Source organism: Streptomyces stelliscabiei, from assembly GCF_014873495.1.
Lineage (GTDB): Bacteria > Actinomycetota > Actinomycetes > Streptomycetales > Streptomycetaceae > Streptomyces > Streptomyces bottropensis.
On the sequence record NZ_JADBGF010000001.1, the window covers coordinates 1,652,802 to 1,672,835 of the forward strand.

At 72.3% G+C, this 20,034-nt stretch carries 20 protein-coding genes; 10 read left to right on the top strand and 10 right to left on the bottom strand.

The features are described 5' to 3' along the window. Nucleotides 1-129: 129 nt before the first annotated feature. Genes H4687_RS07110 through H4687_RS07120 form a run of 3 tightly spaced genes read left to right on the top strand, consistent with a single transcriptional unit; the run spans nucleotide 130 to nucleotide 3,250 of the window. The gene (locus H4687_RS07110) at nucleotides 130-1,548 is read left to right on the top strand and encodes an alginate lyase family protein (protein ID WP_046917718.1); all 1,419 of its coding nucleotides are present in this window, start codon (nucleotides 130-132) and stop codon (nucleotides 1,546-1,548) included. A 43-nt stretch (nucleotides 1,549-1,591) separates the two neighbouring features. After that, nucleotides 1,592-1,966, top strand: coding sequence for a DUF779 domain-containing protein (locus H4687_RS07115; RefSeq protein WP_005475333.1), 375 nt, complete (start codon nucleotides 1,592-1,594; stop codon nucleotides 1,964-1,966). Between the two features lie 57 nt (nucleotides 1,967-2,023). Continuing rightward, nucleotides 2,024-3,250 (top strand): phosphodiester glycosidase family protein, encoded by a 1,227-nt coding sequence (locus H4687_RS07120; protein ID WP_373560652.1) that lies wholly within the window; start codon nucleotides 2,024-2,026, stop codon nucleotides 3,248-3,250. A 130-nt stretch (nucleotides 3,251-3,380) separates the two neighbouring features. Here the strand turns inward: H4687_RS07120 and H4687_RS07125 are convergent, their stop codons facing one another. The 6 genes from H4687_RS07125 to H4687_RS07150 form a co-directional block, all read right to left on the bottom strand. After that, nucleotides 3,381-3,575, bottom strand: a complete 195-nt coding sequence (locus H4687_RS07125; RefSeq protein ID WP_097250794.1) for a hypothetical protein — start codon at nucleotides 3,573-3,575, stop codon at nucleotides 3,381-3,383. A 101-nt stretch (nucleotides 3,576-3,676) separates the two neighbouring features. Beyond that, entirely contained in the window at nucleotides 3,677-4,546 is an 870-nt protein-coding gene (locus tag H4687_RS07130) for a phosphatidylinositol-specific phospholipase C/glycerophosphodiester phosphodiesterase family protein (protein ID WP_050399421.1), read from the bottom strand. Between the two features lie 183 nt (nucleotides 4,547-4,729). After that, nucleotides 4,730-5,806 carry an acyl-CoA dehydrogenase family protein gene (locus H4687_RS07135; RefSeq protein ID WP_046919583.1) on the bottom strand — a complete coding sequence of 359 codons (1,077 nt, stop codon included), beginning with the start codon at nucleotides 5,804-5,806 and terminating at the stop codon, nucleotides 4,730-4,732. After that, on the bottom strand, nucleotides 5,803-6,987 hold the full coding sequence (locus H4687_RS07140; protein WP_046919584.1) for an acyl-CoA dehydrogenase family protein: 1,185 nt from the start codon (nucleotides 6,985-6,987) through the stop codon (nucleotides 5,803-5,805). The genes H4687_RS07135 and H4687_RS07140 overlap by 4 nt, the downstream gene beginning before the upstream one ends. Further along, the gene (locus H4687_RS07145; protein WP_046919585.1) at nucleotides 6,984-7,961 is read right to left on the bottom strand and encodes an NADPH:quinone oxidoreductase family protein; all 978 of its coding nucleotides are present in this window, start codon (nucleotides 7,959-7,961) and stop codon (nucleotides 6,984-6,986) included. Before H4687_RS07145 ends, H4687_RS07140 begins: the two co-directional genes overlap by 4 nt. Before the next feature lie 113 nt (nucleotides 7,962-8,074). Continuing rightward, nucleotides 8,075-8,671 (bottom strand): helix-turn-helix domain-containing protein, encoded by a 597-nt coding sequence (locus tag H4687_RS07150; protein WP_046919586.1) that lies wholly within the window; start codon nucleotides 8,669-8,671, stop codon nucleotides 8,075-8,077. Nucleotides 8,672-8,748: 77 nt separating this feature from the next. Between H4687_RS07150 and H4687_RS07155 the strand changes: the two genes are divergently transcribed. From H4687_RS07155 to H4687_RS07175, 5 genes are all read left to right on the top strand, one after another. Next, on the top strand, nucleotides 8,749-9,687 hold the full coding sequence (locus H4687_RS07155; RefSeq protein ID WP_046919587.1) for an NAD(P)/FAD-dependent oxidoreductase: 939 nt from the start codon (nucleotides 8,749-8,751) through the stop codon (nucleotides 9,685-9,687). A gap of 150 nt (nucleotides 9,688-9,837) precedes the next feature. Continuing rightward, nucleotides 9,838-11,376: an ATP-dependent DNA ligase gene (locus H4687_RS07160; RefSeq protein ID WP_046916904.1), complete on the top strand. Its 1,539-nt coding sequence runs from the start codon at nucleotides 9,838-9,840 to the stop codon at nucleotides 11,374-11,376. Next, on the top strand, nucleotides 11,373-11,840 hold the full coding sequence (locus tag H4687_RS07165; RefSeq protein WP_046916903.1) for an NUDIX domain-containing protein: 468 nt from the start codon (nucleotides 11,373-11,375) through the stop codon (nucleotides 11,838-11,840). Before H4687_RS07160 ends, H4687_RS07165 begins: the two co-directional genes overlap by 4 nt. Nucleotides 11,841-11,905: 65 nt before the next feature. Continuing rightward, nucleotides 11,906-13,291 (top strand): NADP-dependent succinic semialdehyde dehydrogenase, encoded by a 1,386-nt coding sequence (locus H4687_RS07170; RefSeq protein WP_046916902.1) that lies wholly within the window; start codon nucleotides 11,906-11,908, stop codon nucleotides 13,289-13,291. A 25-nt stretch (nucleotides 13,292-13,316) separates the two neighbouring features. Further along, complete coding sequence (locus tag H4687_RS07175; protein ID WP_046916901.1) at nucleotides 13,317-13,553, top strand: DUF6213 family protein; 237 nt, start codon at nucleotides 13,317-13,319, stop codon at nucleotides 13,551-13,553. Between the two features lie 59 nt (nucleotides 13,554-13,612). On the opposite strand, the gene H4687_RS07180 is transcribed toward H4687_RS07175, so the two are convergent. The 3 genes from H4687_RS07180 to H4687_RS07190 all read right to left on the bottom strand — a co-directional run bounded on the left by H4687_RS07180 (nucleotide 13,613) and on the right by H4687_RS07190 (nucleotide 17,122). Next, nucleotides 13,613-15,193 (bottom strand): IS1182 family transposase, encoded by a 1,581-nt coding sequence (locus H4687_RS07180; protein ID WP_078907558.1) that lies wholly within the window; start codon nucleotides 15,191-15,193, stop codon nucleotides 13,613-13,615. Nucleotides 15,194-15,251: 58 nt separating this feature from the next. Beyond that, complete coding sequence (locus H4687_RS07185; RefSeq protein ID WP_159392205.1) at nucleotides 15,252-15,794, bottom strand: hypothetical protein; 543 nt, start codon at nucleotides 15,792-15,794, stop codon at nucleotides 15,252-15,254. A gap of 101 nt (nucleotides 15,795-15,895) precedes the next feature. After that, a complete protein-coding gene (locus H4687_RS07190) occupies nucleotides 15,896-17,122 on the bottom strand; it encodes an acyl-CoA dehydrogenase family protein (RefSeq protein ID WP_050398751.1) in 1,227 nt (408 codons plus the stop codon). A 173-nt stretch (nucleotides 17,123-17,295) separates the two neighbouring features. Between H4687_RS07190 and H4687_RS07195 the strand changes: the two genes are divergently transcribed. Beyond that, entirely contained in the window at nucleotides 17,296-17,940 is a 645-nt protein-coding gene (locus H4687_RS07195; RefSeq protein ID WP_050398753.1) for a TetR family transcriptional regulator, read from the top strand. Between the two features lie 145 nt (nucleotides 17,941-18,085). Here the strand turns inward: H4687_RS07195 and def are convergent, their stop codons facing one another. Next, nucleotides 18,086-18,625 (bottom strand): peptide deformylase, encoded by a 540-nt coding sequence (gene def / locus H4687_RS07200; RefSeq protein WP_179860182.1) that lies wholly within the window; start codon nucleotides 18,623-18,625, stop codon nucleotides 18,086-18,088. A gap of 151 nt (nucleotides 18,626-18,776) precedes the next feature. Between def and H4687_RS07205 the strand changes: the two genes are divergently transcribed. Continuing rightward, nucleotides 18,777-20,015, top strand: a complete 1,239-nt coding sequence (locus H4687_RS07205) for a Mur ligase family protein (protein ID WP_005475362.1) — start codon at nucleotides 18,777-18,779, stop codon at nucleotides 20,013-20,015. Nucleotides 20,016-20,034: the final 19 nt, after the last annotated feature.

Here is a 20,034-nt window from a genome sequence, read left to right on the forward strand (position 1 = left end):
TATCTCCCCGGGGCCGGTGCGTCTCCTGTGCGTGGCTCCCCGCGCGGGGCCGGCGCGAGCGCGAGCCGCCACCCCCGTACCCGAGACCCGAGGACCCCCACCGTGACAGCACAGATCAGCCGCCGGAGCATGCTGAAGATCGCCGGAACCGCCGCGGGCGCGGCCGGGCTCGGCGCCGGCACGGGCGCGGTGGCGACACCGGCCGCGGCGGCGGGCGGCGCGTACGCGCACCCCGGTCTGCTCCACACCGCGGCGGACCTGGCCCGGATGGCGGCGAAGGTGAAGGCGGGCGCCGCGCCCTACACCGCGGGCTTCGCCAGGCTGACCGCCAACGCCCATGCCCAGAGTTCCTGGACCGCCCGCCCGGCCGCCACCGTCTACCGGGGCGGCGGTACCCCGCAGAACTACGCGGCGCTCTACAAGGACGTGCACGCCGCCTACCAGAACGCCCTGCGCTGGCACGTCACCGGCGACAGCGCCCACGCCGACACCGCCGTGCGCATCCTCAACGCCTGGTCCGCGACACTGACCGCCGTGCGGGGCAGCGCCGACCGGTTCCTGGCGGCGGGCCTGTACGGCTACCAGTTCGCCAACGCCGCAGAGCTGGTCCGTGACCACCCGGACCTCGACCTGGACCGCTTCACCGTCATGCTGACCGAGGTCTTCGCCACGCTCAGCGACGACTTCCTGGTCCACCACAACGGCGCCGTCGTCACCAACTACTGGCCCAACTGGGACCTCGCCAACATGGCGTGCGTCCTCGCCACCGGCATCTTCTGCGACGACCGCGCCCGGGTCGCCCGCGCCGTCGACTACTTCAAGAACGGCGACGGCCTCGGCGCCGTCGGGAAGGCCATCCCGGTCGTCCACGACGACGGCCTCGGCGAATGGCTGGAGGCCGGCCGCGACCAGGGGCACGCCCTGCTCGGCGTCGGCCTGATGGGCACCCTCTGCGAGATGGCCTGGAACCAGGGCATCGACCTGTACGGCCACGACGACGACCGCTTCCTCAAGGGCGCCCAGTACGTGGCCAGGTGGAGCTTGGGCGGCGAGGTCGCCTACACCGCGAACACCCGCGCGAAAGGCGCGGTCGACGGCTGGTCCGGCCGGGAGACCGCGTCCGCCGCGGCCGGCGTCGACCCGAACATGAGGCGCCCCATCTGGGCCATGATCGCCCACCACTACACCGGGCGGCGGGGCCTCGACGCCTCCTACCTCACCCGCGCCGCGGCGAAGGCGGCCCCCGAGGGAGGCGGCGGCGACTACGGCCCCGACAGCGGCGGGTACGACCAGCTGGGCTTCGGCACCCTGGCGTTCACCCGGAACGCGGAACAGGCCGCCTCCCCCTCCGCCGGCGCCTCGTCCTCCTCCCCGTCCCCTTCCGGCGGCGCCTCGACCGGCGCCCGGGGTGGCCAGGGTGAGGATCTGGCCGCGACCGGCATCTCCGACGTGCCGGCCTGGACCGCCGCGGGGGGACTCGCGGCCCTCGCGGGCGGCCTGCTCCTGCTGCGCCGCCGCGACCGCGCCCGAGGCCGGTCGGAATCCTGACCGCGCAACGTCCTCGCAACCTGCCGGGGCGTTCACTGCCGCCATGGATGTCGTCCCGCGCGTAGAGCTGACCCCCGCGGCCGCCGATCTCGTACGGCGGCTGCGGGCGGCCCACGGCCCGTTGATGTTCCACCAGTCGGGCGGCTGCTGCGACGGCAGCGCCCCCATGTGCTACCCGGACGGCGAGTTCCGCACGGGGAACTCGGACGTCCTCCTCGCGGAACTCACCGTCGAGGGAGTCGAGGAGACGGTCGGGTTCTGGATGTCCCGCAGCCAGTACGAGGCGTGGCGCCACACCCGGCTGATCGTCGACGTCGTACCGGGCCGGGGCAGCGGTTTCTCCCTGGAGGCACCCGAAGGGGTGCGATTTCTCATCCGTTCCCGCGTCGTCGGAGCCGAGCCGCCGCCCGGCCGGTAGTCGTCTGGTGCACTTCCCCTGAGTCCTGGGACGGTTGACGAGACATCAGGGGGCGCCGTGACGCGTCGTGCTGGACGGTTCCGACGGGTACTGACGGTTCTCTCGGCGTGGAGTGTGCTGGCCGGCGCGGCCCTCGTGGGCGCGGCTCCGGCCGCCGGCGCGCCCAGGGCCGTCGCCGTCGCGCCGGGCGTCGGGTACAGCCACTTCGACATCCGGGGGGCGGCGGGCGTGGCGCACGCCCATGTGCTGAGTGTCGACCTGCGCAACCGGCAGGTGGGCGTCGGACTGCTGTACCCGGGGAAGGTGGCCGAGCGGGCGACCGTGTCCCGGCTGGCCACCGCGGCGGGTGCCGTGGCCGGGGTCAACGGCGACTTCTTCAACATCACCGAGACCCAGCACCCGGGTGTGGCTGCCACCGGGGCACCGGTCGGCCCGGCGATCGCCGCCGGTCACGCGCTCAAGGCCGCCGTACCGACGGGCCAGCGCTTCGGTCCGTCCCTGCCGCCCGGGACGAGCACCAGGGACGTACTCGGCGTCACGACCGACGGCACGGCGCGCCTCGACAGCATCGCCCTCGACGGGACCGTCACCACCGCCGACGGCGACTTTCCGCTCCGGGGCCTCAACCAGTACGCCCTGCCGGTGGGTTCCGTCGGAGCGTTCACCTCGGACTGGGGCAGCGTCTCCCGGCTGCGGGCCGTCTGCGGCACGGACACCGACCGGGCGGCGCCGTGCAGCACCGACACCCACGAGGTGCTGGTCGAGGACGGCCGTGTGGTCGGCTCGGCCGGCACGCCCGGCAGCGGGGCCATCGCGGCCGGTACGACCGTCCTGGTCGGGCGTGAGGCGGGCGCCCAGCGGCTGCGCAAGCTCGTGCCCGGCGACGCGGTGGAGGTAGCGCACCTCCTCGTCGCCTCGACCGGGGCCCCGTACGCCTTCGCGCTCGGCGGCTACCCGGTCCTGCGGGGCGGTGGCCCGCTCCCCGGCCTCGACGACACGACCTCGGCGGTACGCACCGCCGCGGGGGTCTCCGACGGCGGCCACCGTCTCCTGCTCCTCGCCCTGGACGGCGCGACCGCCCACCGCACGGGGCTGACCATCGCCGAAGTCGCCGCCACCATGCGGGGGTTGGGCTCCACCGACGCGTTCAGCCTGGACGGCGGCGGTTCCTCCACGCTGGTCGCCCGCGCACCCGGCACGACCACCGTCACGGTCCGCAACCACCCCACGGACGGCACGGAACGCGCCGTCCCGAACGGCATCGGCGTCTTCACGAAACCCTGACGCCGCTTCTCGGGCGCTGCCCGTGCTTCTCAGGGGCGCGGGGAACTGCGCGAGAAGCCCCACCGGACCCGCACCCGCCCACGAGCCCCGCACCCCCCTAGCTGTCAGGCGCCCCCGCCCCCACCCCCGTTCACGGCTCCACGCTGCTCACGATCTCCGCCGTGGCCGTCAACCCGTTGTGAATCGTCGGCCCCAGACTCGTACCGGCCATCGAGAACCCCAACAGCACACACACCACCGCGTGCGACACCTTCAACGCACCGTTGCGCAGAAAGGCCACCGTCAGGATCACGAGCAGCACGACCACAGAGAGGGAAATGGTCATCGTCAACCTCCTTCGCCACGTCCACTTCGCGGCATTCGGCCGTAAGTGTGGCGTAAAGGAGTATTCGTCCGTGCGGCTGACGTGTCCGCCGAACGAGTGGTCTACACCGACCCGCGAGCGTCCAGAAACGCCGCGAGCCCCGCGAGGTCATCGGTGTTGAGGTGGTCGACATCCGCCGCGACCAGCTCGCCCCACACCGCGTCCCGGGCCGGCCCCGCCAGATCGGGCGTCGCCCAGAACCGCACCCGCTGTCCCCGCCCGTGGGCCGTCGAGACGATCCGGCGCAGCTTCGCGCGCTCGGCATCGGGGAACGGACCGACGCCCTGCCAGGTGAAGTTGAGGGTCCAGTTGTCGGAGATCAGCGGGACGAACGTGGCGGGCGCGGGCGCGGCGGCGTCGAGATCGGTGAGCCGTCCGTCGTAGAAGGCACGCCGCACGGGCTGGGCCTCCATGGGCGGCCGGGCGGCCCGGTCCCCGGAGACCACGGCCGTCACCGCGCCCGGGTGCACCCGACCGTGCGCGTACGTGGTGAACAGGTGCCGGTGCCGCCGCAGTCGCCGGTCGAGTGCGAGGTACGTGGACGAGCCCTCGGTCTTGATGTCGATGAGCAGCTGCAGCGGCCTGCGGTGCCCCCGGTACACCGAACCGCCGTGGGCGCGGACCCGGGCGGCGAGCGGGTCGAGGTAGAGGGATTCGAGGGTGCGGGCGGGGTCGAGGCCGGCCGGGTCGTGGGCGACGAGGAGTTGGCCGTCGACGAGGAAGACGTCGGCCTCGACGCTGCCGAAGCGGTGGTCGAGGGCGTCGAGGAGGGGGCGCGGGTGCTCGTAGTCGTTGTGCGCGTGGGCCCGCCACAACGGGCGCGGGCCGTGACCGCGTTCGCCGGCCAGGGCGCTCGTGGCGGGCAGGGCGACCGTGCCCGCGAGGGCGGCGCCGAGGGTGGTGAGGGCTCTGCGGCGGGTGGTGAGGGCCATGTTCTGCCTCCCGGGTGGGGCCGGTTGCGGACCCTGCGAGTATGCGAGCCGGAAGGGGCGGACGAGCAGTGCTGTGCGGGGAGTTGGCCGGACCGCCGTCGTTCGTTCATCCGCGCCACCGCGCGCACAGCGGAAAGCCCGCCCCTGGTGGGACGGGCTTTCCAGACTTTCGCGGACCGTGCGTCAGGGGGCCTGGAGGTCGACCAGTCCGGCCAGCGCGGACCGGTGGGCGCCCGCGGTGCCGTACGCGATCGAGTCGGCCTTCGCCCGCTTCAGATACAGGTGGACCGGGTGCTCCCAGGTCATGCCGATCCCGCCGTGCAACTGCAGCGCCTCCTCGGCCGCGTGGACGGCCACGGGCGCGGCGAAGGCCTGGGCGACGGCCACCGCCAGGTCGGCGTCGTCGCTGCCGGTGGCGAGCTGGTCGGCCGCGTTCCGGGCGGCCGCCCGCAGGTTGACGACCTCCAGCCAGAGCTGCGCGAGGCGGTGCTTGAGCGCCTGGAAGCCGCCGACGGGCCGGTTGAACTGCTTGCGTTCCTTGAGGTAGCGGACCGTCTCGGTCAGCGTCCACTCGGCGAGGCCGAGTTGCTCGGAGGCCAGCAGCCCGGCGCCGGCGCGCAGGGCGCGGCGGACGGCGGGCTCGGCGTCGCCGAGGAGCCGGCCCGGGGCGCCGTCGAGCGTCACCGTGGCCAGCGGTCGGGTCAGGTCCAGGGACACCTGCGGGGTGACGGTCACGGCGGAGGCGTCCACCGCGTACAGGCCGCCGTCGTCGGCGGGCACCAGCAGCACGTCGGCGACGGCCGCGTCGGCGATGCCGGTCAACTCCCCGTGCAGGGCGCCGCCCTCGTACCCTACGACCTTGTAGGCGCTGCCCGCGGGCACGCTCAGCGAGACCGCCAGGGCGCCGATGGCCGTCGCGGAGGCCAGCTGGGAGAGGAGGTCGTCGGCGCCGCACTCCAGCAGGGCCTCGGTGGCGACGACCGCGCTGGTCAGATAGGGCACCGGCGCGACCGCACGTCCCAGCTCCTCCAGCACGACCGCCGCTTCGCGATGTGTGGCACCCTGACCGTCCAGCTCCTCCGGCACGAGCAGCCCCGCGAGGCCCATGGTCCCCGCGAGCGCCTTCCATGCGGCGATGTCGTGCGGCGCGTCCGACTCGGCGCGTGCGATCACGCTCGCCGCGTCGCAGTGGTCGGCCAGCAGGTCGCGGACGGCCGCGCGGAGGGCTTCCTCCTCCTCCGAGTACAGGAGATCGGTCATCGGGCGAGGTCCTTCCAGGCGACGTCCTTGTCGGTGCGCGGTTCGGTGGGCAGGCCCAGGACGCGCTCGGCGACGATGTTCAGCAGGACCTCGGTGGTCCCGCCCTCGATGCTGTTGCCCTTGGAGCGGAGGTAGCGGTAGCCGGCGTCGCGGCCGACGAAGTCGACCAGCTCGGGGCGCCGCATGGTCCAGTCGTCGTACAACAGCCCTTCCTCGCCCCGGAGTTCCACCTCCAGGCCGCTGATCTCCTGGTTGAGGCGGGCGAAGGCGAGTTTCATGCCGGCGCCCTCGGGGCCGGGCTGTCCGGCGACGAGCTGCTGGCGCAGCCGCTCGGCGGTGAGCCGGGCGGCCTCGGCCTCGACCCAGAGCTTCAACAGCCGTTGGTGGAGATCGTGGGTGCGCAGTTCGGGACGTTCGCGCCAGGTCCTGGCGACCGGCCCGATCATGCCGCCTTCACGGGGCAGCCGCATGCCGCCGATGGCGACGCGCTCGTTGTTGAGCGTGGTCTGCGCGACCTTCCAGCCGTCGCCGACGTCTCCGAGGCGACGGGAGTCCGGGATGCGGACGCCGGTGATGAACACCTCGTTGAACTCGGCCTCGCCGGTCACCTGGCGCAACGGCCGGACCTCGATGCCGGGGTCGGTCATGTCGCAGAGGAAGTAGGTGATGCCCCGGTGCTTGGGCACGTCCGGGTCGGTGCGGGCGATGAGGATGGCCCAGCGGGCGACGTGCGCGCTGGACGTCCAGACCTTCTGCCCGTCGACGACCCAGTCGCCGTCGCCCTCCCGGACGGCTCGGGTGCCGAGCGCGGCGAGGTCGGAGCCCGCGCCGGGCTCGCTGAACAGCTGGCACCAGACCTCCTCACCCGTCCACAGCGGGCGCAGGAACGTCCGCTTCTGCTCCTCGGTGCCGTAGGCGAGGATCGTGGGCGCGGCCATGCCGAGGCCGATGCCGATACGGCGCGGGTCGTTGTCGGGGGCGCCCTCTGCCTCCAGGTCCGCGTCCACCACGGCCTGCAGGGAGCGCGGGGCGCCGAGTCCGCCGAGTCCCTCGGGGTAGTGCACCCAGGCGAGTCCGGCGTCGAAGCGGGCGCGCAGGAAGTCCAGGCGGTCCGTCGTGGCGGGCGGATACGCGGCCAGCAACTCGGCCGTGCGGCGCCTGAGGTCGGCTGCGTCGGTCATGCGGCGGCTCCGTTCTCCAGCGCGGGTACGACGACGACCCGGCCCGTGGTGACGCCGTCCGCGACGCGCTGCACGGCGGCCGCGGCCCCGTCCAGCGGCGCGCGCTCGCTCACCAGCGGCTTGACGACGCCCCGGGCGGCCAGTTCGGTGAGCTGCTCGTGGCAGTGCTGGACCAACTTGGGGTTCTTGGTGTTGTACAGGCCCCAGTGCAGGCCGAGGATCGAGTAGTTCTTGACGAGGGCGTGGTTGAGGCCGGGGCTGGGAATCGTCCCGCCGGCGAAGCCGACGACCACGATGCGTCCCTCGAAGGCGACGACCTTGGTCGACTGCGTGTAGGCCTCGCCGCCCACGGGGTCGTAGATCACGTCCGCGCCCCGGCCCGAGGTGGCTTCCTTCACGGCGGCGACGACGTCCTCGCTCCGCCGGTCGATCACCACGTCACAGCCCAGCTCCCGGGCCACCACGGCCTTGTCGGCGCCGCCGACGACGCCGATGACCGTGGCCCCGGCCGCCTTGCCGAGCTGCACGGCCGCGCTGCCGACCCCTCCCGCGGCAGCGTGGACGAGCAGGGTCTCCCCCGCTTCGAGGCGGGCCCGGCGGTGCAGTGCGAACCAGGCCGTCTGGTAGCCGATGTGCAGGGCCGCCGCCTCGGCGTCGTCCAGCGCCTCGGGGGCGGGCAGCAGCGCGGTGGCGTCGGCGACCGCGTACTCGGCGAAACCGCCGTACGGCAGGACCGGGTTGGCGATGACCCGGCGGCCGTCCTCGGTCTCCCCGCAGATCTCCACGCCGGGCGTGAACGGCAGCGGCGGCCTGACCTGGTAGTGCCCGCGGCACATCAGGGCATCGGGGAAGTTGATGTTCGCGGCGCGCACCTTCAGCAGGACCTGGCCGTCACCGGGCGTGGGCCGCTCCACGTCCTGGAGCCGCATCACCTCGCCCGGCTCGCCGTTCTCGTGCACTTGCCATGCCTGCATGCGATGCCTCCACGGACTGCCTCGGACGTCTTCGTCGGACCGGGGTCGACTGTCGCATGCATACTAAGCGGTCGCTTGCCCTCCGGGGAACCGTCGAGGAGCAGTAGCGTGCGTCACGCACGCGTGGGCCGCGCCCGTACGTGCATCCGCTCCCCCTGGGGCCCGAAGAGGCTGAGGAACTCCACCGGTCCCTCCCCCGTCGAACCGAACCAGTGCGGGACCCGGGTGTCGAACTCCGCGGCCTCCCCCGCGACCATCACCACATCATGCTCGCCGAGCACGACCCGCAGTTTCCCGGACATCACATACAGCCACTCGTACCCCTCGTGCGTGCGGGGCTCCGGCTCCTGCTTCGACTGGGGCACGAGCACCTTGAAGGCCTGGAGGCCGCCCGGCTGCCGGGTCAGCGGCCAGTACGTCCGCCCGTGCCGCTGGATCGGCTTCGACCGCACCCGGGGGTCCCCGACCGGCGGCTCCCCGATCAGCTCGTCCAGCGGCACCTGGTGGGCCCGCGCGATCGGCAGCAACAGCTCCAGGCTGGGTTTGCGCAGCCCCGACTCCAGCCGCGACAGCGTGCTCACCGAGATGCCGGTGGCCTCCGACAGCCCGGCCAGCGTCGCCTCCCGCTCCTTCCGGATCCGCCGCAGCCGGGGCCCGACCCCGGCCAGGACCTCGTCCGTGCCGCTCGCGTCCACACTCGTGTCACTCATCCCGCTATTGCAGTTTCGGCAAAGCCGTTTGTCAATGCGCCGCTGTACGGGCGACCGTCGTGGTGGAGGTGGTCACCATGACCGAGCAGTACGAAGTGATCGTCATCGGCGGCGGCGCGGCGGGGCTCTCCGCCGCGATGGTCCTCGGCCGGGCCCGGCGCCACACGCTGGTCGTCGACGCGGGCGAGCCCCGCAACGCGCCCGCCGCCCACATGCAGGGCTTTCTGTCGCGGGACGGGATGCCGCCAGCAGAATTCCTGGCCGTCGGCCGGGAGGAGATCGCCCGCTACGGCGTCGAGCTGGTCCGGGGCCGGGCGGTGGACGTGACCCGCGACGACGACGGCGGGAGTTTCACCGTGACCCTCGCCGACGGCCGTGCCGTGCGCGCCCGGCGCCTGGTCGTCGCCACCGGCCTCAAGGACGAACTCCCGGCCGTCCCCGGCGTCGCCGAACGCTTCGGCCGGGACGTCCTGCACTGCCCCTACTGCCACGGCTGGGAGGTCCGCGACCAGCCCTTCGCCGTCCTCGCCACGACCCCGATGAGCGTTCACCAGGCCCTGATGGTCTCCCAGTGGTCCAAGGACGTGACCCTGTTCCTGCACGAGGTCGCCGAGGGCGATCTCTCCGACGACGACCTGCGCCGTCTCGCGGCGGCCGGGGTGTCGGTGGTCCCCGGAGTGGTCGCGGACCTGGTGGTGGAGGACGACCGCCTCACGGGCGTCAGGCTCGCCGACGGCTCGACCCACGCCCGCTCGGTGCTCTTCACCGCGCCCCGGCCTCTCCCGCGGACCGGCCTGCTGGAGAAACTGGGCGCCGACCTGGACGAGACCCCCTTCGGCGCCTATCCGGTCGTCGACCCGACGGGCCGGACCACGGTCCCGGGTGTCTGGGCCGTCGGCAACGCGATGGGCTTCTCCGAACAGGTCGTCAACGCGGCCTCCTCGGGCTACCGAGCAGGCGCGACGATCAACGGAGACCTCCTGATGGCGGACCTGGACGCGGCGACGCGGAACTAGGCACCCACCCACCCGACGTGATCGGCGCGAAGGGCCGCCGGAAAGGGCGCGGGGGAGCCGCGCGAGAAGCCCCACTCACCCGCACCCGCCACCGCACCCGCGCCCCCTCCCCCGTAGGCGCCCGGCGGAACTCCGTAGGACCATGGCCCCATGCTCTTCGCCCGGCTCGCCCGCGTGTCGCAAGAGATCGCCGCCACCTCGGCCCGGTCCCGCAAGACGGCCCTGCTCGCCGACCTCTTCCGGGACTCCGAGGAGGCGGACGTACCGATCGTCATCCCCTACCTCGCGGGCCGCCTGCCCCAGGGCCGCCTGGGCATCGGCTGGAAGGTCCTCGACCAGCAGATCCTCCCGGCCGCCACCCCCACCCTCACGGTCCGGGAGGTCGACGCCCGGCTGACGGTGATCGGCGCGGTCACCGGGCCCGGTTCGCAGACCGAACGCAGGCGCCTGGTCGGCGAGTTGCTGACGGCGGCCACCGAGGACGAGCAGCGCTACCTGTTCGGCCTGCTCACCGGCGAGGTCCGCCAGGGCGCCCTGGACGCACTGGCCGTGGAGGGCCTGGCCGGGGCCACCGGCGCGCCCGCGGGCGACGTACGGCGGGCGGTGATGCTGGCGGGTTCGCTGCAGAGAGTGGCCCAGGCCCTGCTCGCGGAAGGCCCGTCGGCCCTCGCGGGGTTCCGGCTCACCGTCGGCCGGCCCGTCCTGCCGATGCTCGCGCACAGCGCGTCCTCCGTCGCGGAGGCCGTGGCGAAACTGAGCGTGTGCGCGGTCGAGGAGAAGCTGGACGGCATCCGCGTCCAGGTCCACCGCGACGGCGAAGACGTACGTCTGTACACCCGCACCCTGGACGACATCACCGACCGACTGCCCGAACTCACTGCCGCGGCACTGGAGTTGCGGGGCGAACGGTTCATCCTGGACGGAGAGGTGATCGCGTTCGACGAGACCGGCCGCCCCCGCTCCTTCCAGGAGACCGCCGGGCGCGTCGGCTCCCGGCTGGACGTGACGACGGCCGCCGAACAGATCCCCGTCTCGCCGGTCTTCTTCGACGCGCTCTCCGTGGACGGCCAGGACCTCCTCGACCTCCCCTTCACCGACCGTCACGCCCTACTCGCCCGCCTCGTCCCCGAGCCCATGCGGGTCCGCCGCACCCTCGTGGCCGGCCCGGACGACCTGCCCGAGGCGGAACGCTTCCTCGCCGACACCCTGGAACGCGGCCACGAGGGTGTCGTCCTCAAGGCCCTCGACGCCCCCTACAGCGCGGGCCGGCGCGGCGCGTCCTGGCTGAAGGTCAAGCCGGTGCACACCCTCGATCTGGTGGTCCTGGCCGCCGAGTGGGGCCACGGCCGCCGCACGGGCAGGCTCTCCAACCTGCACCTCGGCGCCCGCACCGCCGACGGCTCCTTCGCCATGCTCGGCAAGACCTTCAAGGGCATGACCGACGCGCTGCTGGCCTGGCAGACCGAGCGGCTGACGGAGCTGGCCGTGGAGGAGCACCGCTGGGGCGTGACCGTGCGGCCCGAACTCGTCGTCGAGATCGCCTACGACGGGCTGCAGCGCTCCACCCGCTACCCGGCCGGTGTCACCCTCCGCTTCGCCCGCGTGATCCGCTATCGCGACGACAAGACCCCCGCGGAAGCCGATACGGTCGAGACCCTGCTCGCCGCACACCCCGAGGTGACGCGTTGACCACGTTCAAGCGCAGCGCCGGACTGCTGCTGCACCGCCGCACCGAGCACGGCGTCGAGGTCCTGCTCGGCCACATGGGCGGCCCGTACTTCGCGCACAAGGACGCGGGCGCCTGGAGCGTCCCCAAGGGCGAGTACGAGCCGGACGAGCCCGCCTGGGACGCGGCCCGCCGGGAGTTCCAGGAGGAGCTGGGGCTGGCGCCGCCCGAGGGGGAGGCCGTACCGCTGGGCGAGGTCCAGCAGAAGAACGGCAAGATCGTCACGGTCTGGGCGATCGAGGCGGACCTCGACCCCGCGACCGTCGTACCGGGCACCTTCCGCATGGAGTGGCCGCCGAGGTCGGGGCGGATCCAGGAGTTCCCGGAGCTGGACCGCGTGGAGTGGCTCACCGTCGAACGGGCCCGGGCCGTGCTCGTCCCGGCGCAGGCGGAGTTTCTCGACCGTCTCACGGAGCACTCGGACTGAGTCCGCGTTGCGGCGTGCGCCGCCGCGCGGGAAGGTCGAAGGACAGCCCACGCAGGAGGCCAGCCATGCCCATCGCCACGGTCAACCCGGCGAACGGCGAGACGCTCAAGACCTACGACGCCCTGGGCGAGGAGGAGGTCGAACACCGCCTCGCCACCGCCGACGCCACGTTCCGCACGTACCGGACGACGTCCTTCGCGGAACGCGCCCGGCTGATGCGCCGGGCCGCAGACCTCCTCGACGAGGACACCGAGGACGTCGCACGGGTGATGACGACCGAGATGGGCAAGCCCATCAAGCAGGCCCGCGCCGAGGCCGCCAAGTGCGCCAAGGCGATGCGCTGGTACGCCGACCACGCCGAGGTGCTGCTCACCGACGTGGAGCCCTCCGCCGCCGACGTGAAGGACTCGGGCGCCTCCCGGGTCCTGGTCCGCTACCGGCCGCTCGGCCCGGTGCTCGCCGTGATGCCGTGGAACTTCCCGCTCTGGCAGGTGATCCGCTTCGCCGCGCCCGCCCTGATGGCCGGCAACGTGGGCCTGCTCAAGCACGCCTCCAACGTCCCGCAGACCGCGCTCTACCTGGAGGACCTCTTCCGGCGGGCGGGTTTCCCCGAGGGCTGCTTCCAGACGCTGCTCGTCGGCTCGGGCGCCGTCGAGGACATCCTGCGCGACCCGCGCGTGAGGGCCGCGACCCTCACCGGCAGCGAGCCCGCCGGCCGGGCCGTCGCCTCGGTCGCCGGGGACGAGGTCAAGAAGACGGTCCTGGAACTGGGCGGCAGCGACCCGTACGTGGTGATGCCGTCCGCCGACATCGAGAAGGCGGCGAAGACCGCCGTGACGGCCCGGGTGCAGAACACCGGCCAGTCGTGCATCGCCGCCAAGCGGTTCATCGTGCACGCCGACGTGTACGACGCCTTCACCGAGCGGTTCGTCGAGGCCATGCGGGCACTGAAGGTGGGCGACCCGCTGGACGAGGACACCGACGTCGGCCCGCTCTCCGGCGAGCGGGGCCGCGAGGACCTGGAGGCGCTGGTCGACGAGGCCGTGGAGAGCGGCGCCACCGTGCTGTGCGGCGCCGAACGCCCCGACGGGCCCGGCTGGTTCTACCCGCCGACCGTCCTCGCCGACATCACCCCCGAGATGCGCGTCCACCAGGAGGAGACGTTCGGCCCGGTGGCCACCCTGTACCGCGTCGCCGACCTCGACGAAGCGATCGCGATCGCCAACGACACGCCCTTCGGGCTCAGCTCCAACGTGTGGACCGAGGACGCCGCCGACGTCGAACGGTTCGTCCGGGACCTGGACGCGGGCGCGGTCTACGTCAACGGCATGACCGCCTCCCACCCGGCGTTCCCGTTCGGCGGAGTCAAGCGGTCCGGTTACGGGCGTGAGCTGTCCGGACACGGAATCCGGGAGTTCTGCAACATCACCACCGTGTGGCACGGGGCGTGAGCGTTCCGCGGTTACCATCCCCGTTGTGAACCGCGAAGTGACTCTGCCTCTGATCGTCGACGACCGCGGGAACCTGCAGGTGTCTGCGGCCGATGTGAGCAAGCTGCTGCGGACGGTGGGCGGCCGGTGGCTGCACCTGGTGGAGGCGGGTGCGGAACTCGACGAGGACACGGTGGCGGCGCTGACGATCGAACTGGCGAAGCTGGCGGACCGCATCGACGTGGCGTGCATCGCGCACAGCAGCGGGGGCGCCTCCGGCTAGAAGGTCGATGAAGATCTTGGTGAGGGGCTGTCCGGCCGTCAGGCCGGACAGCCCCTCGGTCATGCGCCGGCCGGTGCGATGTGCCAGGTGCCACTGGTGTGGGTGAGCCCGAGGTTGATCAGTCGGCGGAGGTTGAGGGCGGCGGCTCGGGTGTGGAGCCAGGTGTCGTTCTTGATGGTGCCGCGGTAGCGCAGGCGCCGGTTGCCGTGGTGGACGAGCCAGGCGACGGCCCGTTCGACCGGGGGGCGCCAGCGGCGGTAGTCGGCCTGCCAGCCGGGGTCGGTGGCGGCCTGGTGGCGGGCTGCTGTCTGGAGGTCGTGGTGCGGTCGGATGGTCAGAATGCGTCCGGCCTTGGCTTTGGTGCACCGCTCGCGCAGGTGGCATCCGGTGCATAAGTCCCCGAAAGAGGCTTTGCGTTGGTGGTGCTGCCCGCCGGGGTCGGACAGGGCCACGGCGTGTCCGGCCGGGCAGGTCACGATGGCGGCGGTGGTGTCGATGGCGAACTCGTCGAGGGTGAAGCCGCCGGAGACGGCGGGCCGCAGCGGGGCGGGTTTGAGGAACAGCCGGTGCCCGGCCTCATCGAGGGTGTGGCGGGCGTCGCCTGCGGAGTAGGCGGTGTCGCCGAAGACGTCCAGCGGGTCGTCCTCGTCGGCGAGCAGTTCCAGGCCGACCGCGGCCTCGTGGTGCTCGGGCCCGGCGCCGGGGCGCAGGGCGACGGCGGTGTATAAGCCGGTCTCGGGCTCGATGGCCAGGTGGGCCTTGAAGCCGTCCTGCTGGTGACTGCGGGTCTTGTGCACGTGCCGGGCTTCGGGATCGACGGTGGAGACCATCCGGCTGGGGGCGGTGCCCCGGGTGATGCGCCAGCGTCCGTCGCGGCCGTCGGAGTCCTCGGCGGGCTCGACGTCCTGACCGGCGACCAGGGCCAGGATGCCCACCGCGTTCGCGGCCTTCTCGCCGAGTTGCCGGTCGGGCAGATGACCCAGCAGCCGCAGCGCATCGGTGACCAGTGCGTCGACCAGCTCGGCGCGGGCCTGCCCGTCGTTCCAGGCGATCTTCGGTTTGCCCGGGTCGGTGTAGTCGTGCGCGCCGCACTGGGCAGCGGCGACCATGTCGGCGCCGGGAACCTCGCGGATCACCGCGCGGACGGCGGCGATGATCTGGGTGACGGTGTCCTGGGTGGCGACCGCGTCGTCCAGCACGGTGGAGTCCAGCGCCCGGCGGTGCTTGCCCTTCAGCACTCCGGTGGCCTTCACGACCTCGCGCACGGCCTCGAAGATGCGGTTCGGGCGGGCGGAACGGGCCAGCCGGCGGCGGAAGTAGGCCAGCAGCGACGGATCGAACGCCATGTCGTGAAGACCCAGCCCGCATCCTGCCTTCCACCGCAGATCGCACCGCAGTTCCTGGACCGTCTCGAAGTCCGACAGCCCGTGCAGGGCCTGCAAGGTGATCGCGGCGGCCAGGATCTGCGGCGGCATGCTCGGCCGCCCGTTCGCCGACGGATACATGTCCGCGAACATCTCAGCCGGAAACAGCTCGCCACGATGCCCGGCCAGGAACGCGAACACACTCCCGGCCGGGATCAGATCCCGGCACGTCTCCCACACGTCCGGCCCCACGGTCTCGCCGACCCACTCACCCATCGCCACATGACGAGTCTGGTCCTGCCGCTGACGCGGCAGGACCAGAACCCCAAGATCTTCATCGACCTTCTAGGGGCCGGTTCGCCCACGCGCCGTAGCCCTCACGCCGGTACGCGCCTGCGGGTACGTCGTGGCTCGTCGCGCAATAGCCGCCCCAGGAGGCGAAGTTGACGCTCAGGGCGAGCACCACGTCAACCGGCGCCGCATCCAGGGCGAGCCGGGCGACGTACGACGGGTGGGCCCGGCAGCCGGGCAGCGGCTCGTACGCCGCGCTCCGATCCGCGTCCACCCCGCACGCCTCGGCGTACACCCCGAGCGCCTGCGCCGCCACCGCCTCCCCCTCCGCGAGCATCGCGAAGAAGGGGGCGCTGTCGGGCTCCTCGGCGGCCGACCGCTCGGCCAGGTGGCGGAAGGAGAGCAGGTCGGCGGCGACGACGAGCCGCTGTTCCCGCGCGAGCACGGCGAGGATGCCGACCTCGGCGGCACCGGCGTCGATCAGGGGCAGCAGGGGGTTGTGCCCGGATCGGGCGCGAGCCTCGCGGTGATCGCTTCCAGCAATTCTCCGGCCGTACGCGTCCTCGACCACTCCCGTCGGGTTCACCCGTCGTCACCGGTGACGACCGCCCCCTCAACGGGCGCGGGGAACTGCGCGAGCAACCACGACGTTCCCGCAGCCCGACCGACACGCGCACCCCTTCGGCACTACCGGATCGGCATCCCCGACAAGGTCCGGGCGATCACCAGCCGCTGCACCTCACTCGTGCCCTCGAAGATGGTGTAGATGGCCGCGTCCCGGTGCATCCGCTCGACCGGGTACTCACGGGTGTACCCGTTGCCGCCCAGGATCTGGATCGCCTGCGCCGTCACCTTCTTCGCCGTCTCGCTCGCGAACAGCTTCGACTGCGACCCCTCGGCCGCCGTGAACGGCCTGCCGTTGATCGCCATCCAGGACGCCCGCCACACCAGCAGCCGCGCCGCGTCCACGGACGTCCGCATGTCCGCGAGCTGGAAGGCCACGCCCTGGTTGTCGATGATGGGCCGGCCGAACTGCTCACGGGTCTTGGCGTAGTCGAGGGCGACCTCGTACGCGGCACGGGCGGTGCCCACCGCCATCGCGCCCACCGCCGGGCGGGACGCCTCGAACGTGGCCATCGCCGCGTTCTTCAGCCGCTCACCGCCGGCCTTCGCCCGCTCGCGGGCCCGCGCCAGGCGCTCGTCGAGCTTCTCCTTGCCGCCGAGGAGGCAGGAACCGGGGACGCGCACGTCCTCCAGGACGACCTCGGCGGTGTGGGAGGCGCGGATGCCGTGCTTCTTGAACTTCTGGCCCTGCGACAGACCGGGCGTGTTCGGCGGGACGATGAAGGAGGCGTGCCCCTTGGAACCGAGGTCGGCGTCGACCACGGCGACGACGACGTGGACGTTGGCGATGCCGCCGTTGGTCGCCCAGGTCTTGGTGCCGTTGAGGACCCACTCGTCTTTGGCCTCGTCGTACACGGCGCGGGTGCGCATGGACGCCACGTCGGAACCGGCGTCGGGCTCGGAGGAGCAGAACGCGGCGACCTTGACATCGTTGGCGTCCCCGTACATCTGGGGGATCCAGGTGCCGATCTGCTCCTCGGTGCCGTTGGCGAGGACGCCCACCGCGGCGAGGCCGGTGCCGACGATGGACAGGGCGATGCCCGCGTCACCCCAGAACAGCTCCTCCATGGCCATGGGGATGCCGAGGCCGGTGGGGTCGAAGTACTGCTGGGCGTAGAAGTCGAGGGAGTAGATGCCGACCTTGGCGGCCTCCTGGATCACCGGCCAGGGGGTCTCCTCGCGCTCGTCCCACTCGGCGGCCGCGGGGCGGATCACATCGGCGGCGAACCCGTGGAGCCAGTCGCGGACCTCTCGCTGTTCCTCGTTGAGTTCCATGGTGAACTCGGCCATGACGCGCCTCCAGCACTGCACTAAGATGTTACCTGCGGTAACTGGAGTCTGTTACCGGTCGGTAGGAAAAGTCAACTCCCGCGGCGGGGTCGGTAGCCCGTTCGATCGGCTCGTGCCAATCAGTGTTAGTTTGCGCAGGGCGTCACCGTCATCAGTATGTGGGGGAGAGACTCATGGACACCACGCAGCGGACCGACCAGGAGCGGTCCGCCGACCGTCGTCGGCGCGAGCTGCTGGAGGCCGCGGACAGGGTGGTGCTGCGCGACGGCCCCGGAGCGTCGATGAACGCCATCGCCGCCGAGGCCGGGATCACCAAGCCGATCCTCTACCGCCACTTCGGCGACAAGAGCGGACTTTACGCCGCTCTCGCCCAGCGCCACACCGACGCCCTCCTCGACGCCCTGCGGGCCGCGTTGGACGCCCCGGCCGAGCGCCGTGAACGCGTCGAGGCGACCCTCGACACCTATCTGGCGGCCATCGAGGCCCGTCCCCAGGTGTACCGCTTCCTCATGCACCCCGCCGAGGCCGGCCATCCGGGCGAGCAGGGCTTCGACGTCGGCAAGCACTCCGCGCCCCTCCTGCGCCGCATGGGCGAGGAACTCGGCAAGGTCATAGAGGACCGCCTCGATCTCGGCCCCGACAGCCACCGGCTGGCCCGCGTCTGGGGTCACGGCATCGTCGGCATGATGCACGCGGCGGGAGACTGGTGGCTCGGCGAACGCCCCTGCACCCGCGCCGAGTTGGTCAGCTGCCTGGCCGACCTGCTGTGGGGCCGCCTGGCGGCCGCGGGCGACAAGGTCGGCGGCCCGGGTTTCTAGAGGGTTCCTTGCCGACGGGGCCGGGGATCAGCGCCCCTGAAAGGGGCGCGGGGCTGTATCGATATGCGGCTCCGCCGCGTGGGCGCGAGAAGCCCCGCCGCACCCGCACCCGCACCCGCACCCGCACCCGCACCCGCCGACGAACTCACACCCCCCACGACGCTTTCGCGACCTTCCTCATCACCCGAGAACGCCGCCACCCCGACAGCCGGTCCACATACACCCGGCCCTCCAGGTGATCGCACTCGTGCTGGAGGCACCGCGCGAAGAACCCGCTCCCCCACACCCGCACCCGGTCCCCGTCCACCGTGAACCCCTCCACGGCGGCCTCGTCGTACCGCTCCACACCTGCCTCCAGGCCGGGCAGGGACAGACAGCCCTCGGGCCCTCGCAGTACGATCCCCTCGGTCGAGACGAGCCGGGGATTCACGACATGACCCAGATGCCGTACGTCCTCGTCGTCCGGACAGTCGTATACGAACACCCGCAGCGACCGGCCCACCTGGTTCGCGGCAAGACCCACGCCCCGCGCGTCGTACATCGTCGCGAACATATCCTCCACAAGGCGCGCCAGTTCGGGCCCGAACTCCGTCACCTCTTCACAGGGCACCTGCAGTACGGGGTCCCCGAGCAGTGTCATGGGGAGAACGCGCCCTCGGGCGCCGGGAATCGAGCCGCTTCGCATGGTCGCAAGGGTACGTTCGGACCGATATCGCCGGTCCGGACGCTGGGACGGCCCGGTCGAGATTCGGGCGCGTGAGTGGATCTCGATAGGCTTCGGTCCACACGTGGCCGGGACAGGGCGCGGCGCTGTACGCAAGGAGGATCGAGAACTGATGGCAGGCAACTCGGACCCGCTCACGCCGCGGGCCAAGCTGGCCGTGACGGCGGGCAAGGCGGTCGCGGCGGCATCTCGTGCCGCGGGACGCGGTAGCGGATCTGTGATCGGCGGCCGGGTGGCACTGAAACTCGACCCCGACCTCCTCGCCCGGCTCGCGCAGAGCCTGGACGTCGTCCTGGTCTCGGCCACCAACGGCAAGACCACCACGACCCGGCTGATCGCCGAGGCGCTGCGGGCCGCGGGCCCGGTCGTCTCGAACGCGCTCGGCGCCAACATGCCCGCGGGCATCACCTCGGCCCTCGCCGGGAACTCGGACGCGAAGTTCGCGGTCATCGAGGTCGACGAGAAGTATCTGGCCGGTGTGGCGCGGGACACCGACCCCAAGTGCATCGCGCTGCTCAACCTCTCCCGCGACCAGCTGGACCGTGCCGCCGAGACTCGCATGATGGCGGAGGCGTGGCGGGAGGGCCTGGCCGGCACCAAGGCCGTGGTCGTGGCCAACTGCGACGACCCGCTGATCGTGTGGGCGGCCTCGTCGTCCCCGAACGTGATCTGGGTCGCGGTCGGCCAGATGTGGAAGGACGACGCCTGGTCCTGCCCGTCCTGCGGCGGTGTGATGCAGCGGCCCGGCGACGACTGGTTCTGCGGCGAGTGCGGTTTCCGCCGCCCGACGCCGAGCTGGGCGCTCTCCGGCGACCACGTGCTGGACCCGCACGGCTCGGCCTGGCCGATCCACCTGCAGCTCCCGGGCCGCGCCAACAAGGCCAACGCCGCCTCCTCGGCCGCCACGGCCGCCGTCTTCGGTGTGCCCCCGCAGGTCGCCCTGGAACGCATGTACCAGGTCCAGGCGGTCGCCGGACGGTACGACGTGGTGCAGTTCATGCAGCGCGACCTGCGGCTGCTGCTCGCCAAGAACCCGGCGGGCTGGCTGGAGACGTTCTCGCTGATCGACCCGCCGCCGTCGCCGGTGATCCTCTCGGTGAACGCGCGCGGCGCCGACGGCACCGACACCTCCTGGCTGTGGGACGTCGACTACACCCGGCTGACCGGCCACCCGATCTTCGTGCTGGGCGACCGCAAGCTCGACCTCGCGGTACGCCTGGAGGTGGCGAACCAGCACTTCCAGGTCTGCGACACCCTCGACCAGGCGGTGCAGATGTGCCCGCCGGGCCGGATCGAGGTCATCGCCAACTACACCGCGTTCCAGGACCTGCGCCGCCGCGTGGGCAACTGAGCACGCTACGACGAACGAC